The 2,064-nt window shown below is 76.2% G+C and carries 2 protein-coding genes; both read right to left on the reverse strand.

The genetic code is table 11. The features are described from left to right. The coding region (locus tag L1885_RS27630; RefSeq protein ID WP_505016793.1) for a glycosyltransferase at positions 1 to 760 on the reverse strand (760 nt) is incomplete at its 3' end. After that, positions 757 to 1,875: a glycosyltransferase family 4 protein gene (locus L1885_RS27635; RefSeq protein ID WP_235799882.1), complete on the reverse strand. Its 1,119-nt coding sequence runs from the start codon at positions 1,873 to 1,875 to the stop codon at positions 757 to 759. The genes L1885_RS27630 and L1885_RS27635, both read right to left, overlap by 4 nt. Positions 1,876 to 2,064: the final 189 nt, after the last annotated feature.

The raw sequence follows: 2,064 nt of genomic DNA on the forward strand, positions 1-2,064 counted from the left end.
CGAGCCCCGGACGCAGCGGCCCGTCGCCCGCGACGACCAGCCCCGCGCGCACTCCGCGGGCGCGCAGCGCGGCGAGCGCGTCGAGCGCGGTGCCGGGCCGCTTCTCCACGGACAGCCGGGAGCCGAGCAGGAGCAGCACGTCGCAGCCGTGGTCGAACAGCCGCAGGTACCGCGCGCGCAGCGCCGGGTCGCGCCGCACCGGGCTGCACCGGACCAGGTCGACGCCGAGGGGCGCGCGCAGGACGTTGCGCACGCCGATGCGCAGGAACTCGCGCTCCGCCCATTCGGTGGTGCACACGATCTTCGAATAGGCCCAGGCGCTGCGGAGGTTGACGCGGTCCGCGGTGCCGCCCGCGAGCGCGCCGGGCACGCCCCAGGTGCGCAGGACCCCGTCGGCGGTCTCGTGGGAGACCATCATCGAGCGGACGCGGTGGCGGCGGGCCCACTCCCCCGTCCAGCGCAGGGTCGTGCGGTCGGAGACCTCCAGGCGGTCCGGCGCGAGGTCGTCGAGGATCCGCCGCACGCTCGCGCGGGCGGTGAGCACGCGGTACCCGCCGGTGCCGGGGAGCACCGGCCCGGGCACGGTGATGACGCGCCCCTGGGAGGTGAGTTCGTCGGACGCGCTCGCGCCGGGGACGACGAGGACGGGTTCGTGGCCGGCGGCGAGGTAGCCGCTGCCGAGTTCCTGCAGCGCGGTGCGCAGGCCTCCGGAGGACGGGGTGACGAAGTTGGCCATCCTCACGATGCGCAGGCCGCTCACGCCACCACCGCCGCGCGGGCGTCGAGAACGGCGCGGTAGTGGCCGATGAGCTCGTCGCCGACCGCCGACCAGGTCCTGTCCCGCACGCTCGCCCGGCCCTCGGCGCCGAACGCCGCCCGCAGGACGGGCGCGTGGGCGAGGTCGAGCACGGCCCGTGTGACGGCTTCCTCGTCCTGGGGAGTGACGAGGAGTCCGGTGCCGCCGTGGTCGACGAGGTCGAGCGGGCCGCCCCGGGCGGGCGCGATCACGGGCACGCCGCTGGCCATCGCCTCCTGGACGGTCTGGCAGAACGTCTCGTACGGGCCGGTGTGCACGAACACGTCGAGCGAGGCGAAGATCCTGGCGAGCTCGTCGCCGGTCCTGCGGCCGAGGAACGCGGCCCGGGGCAGCAGGCCGCGCAGCACGCCGCCGCTCGGGCCGTCGCCGACCACCACGAGCCGCACGCCGGGCAGTTCGCTGACGCCCTTGAGCAGCTCGACGTGCTTCTCGGGCGCGAGGCGGCCGACGTAGCCGACGATCAGCTCCCCGTGCGGCGCGAGAGTGCGACGCAGCGTCTCGCTGCGCAGCTGGGGGCGGAAGCGCTCGGTGTCCACACCGCGCCGCCACAGCGCGACGCGCGGTATGCCGTGCTCGGTGAGGTCGCGCACGGCGGCGCTGGACGGCGCGAGGTTGAGGTCGGCCGCCCGGTGCACACTGCGCAGCCTGCGCCACGCGGCGCCCTGACCGGCCCCGACGTAGGTGCGTGCGTATCCCGCGAGGTCGGTCTGGTACACGGCGACGGCGGGCAGGCCGAGGCGCGCCGCCGCGGCCATGCCGCGGGCGCCGAGGACGAACGGGCCCGCGAGGTGGACGACGTCGGCCCGGTGCCGCGCGAGGGCCGCGGCGAGGCGCCGCCCGGGCAGCGCGACCCTCACCTGTGCGTAGCCGGGCAGGGGGACGGACGGGACGCGGATGATCTCGCAGGGCGCGTCGTGTTCGGACGCGCCCGCCGCGGCGGGGGCTATGACGAGCGGCTCGTGACCGCGGGCGACCAGGTGGCGGGCGGTCTGGACGGCGCAGTGGGCCACGCCGTTGACGTCGGGCGGGAAGGACTCGGTGACGATGACGACACGCATAACGGTGTTGTCGTCGGATGGGACGTGTCCCTGCCAACGTGGATCTTTCGCGGTGGAGAACGTCCTGTGAGCAATTGACGTCACGGCCCCGGGGAGCCACTGGTGACGGCGCGCGGGGGCGGCCCGGAGGCCCCGAGAGCCGGCGCCCGGGCCTTCGGTGCGGCGTTGCGCGCCGGCGGCCGGCCGCCG

The sequence above is a fragment of the Streptomyces fuscigenes genome, assembly GCF_021556455.1.
Classification (GTDB): domain Bacteria; phylum Actinomycetota; class Actinomycetes; order Streptomycetales; family Streptomycetaceae; genus Streptomyces; species Streptomyces fuscigenes.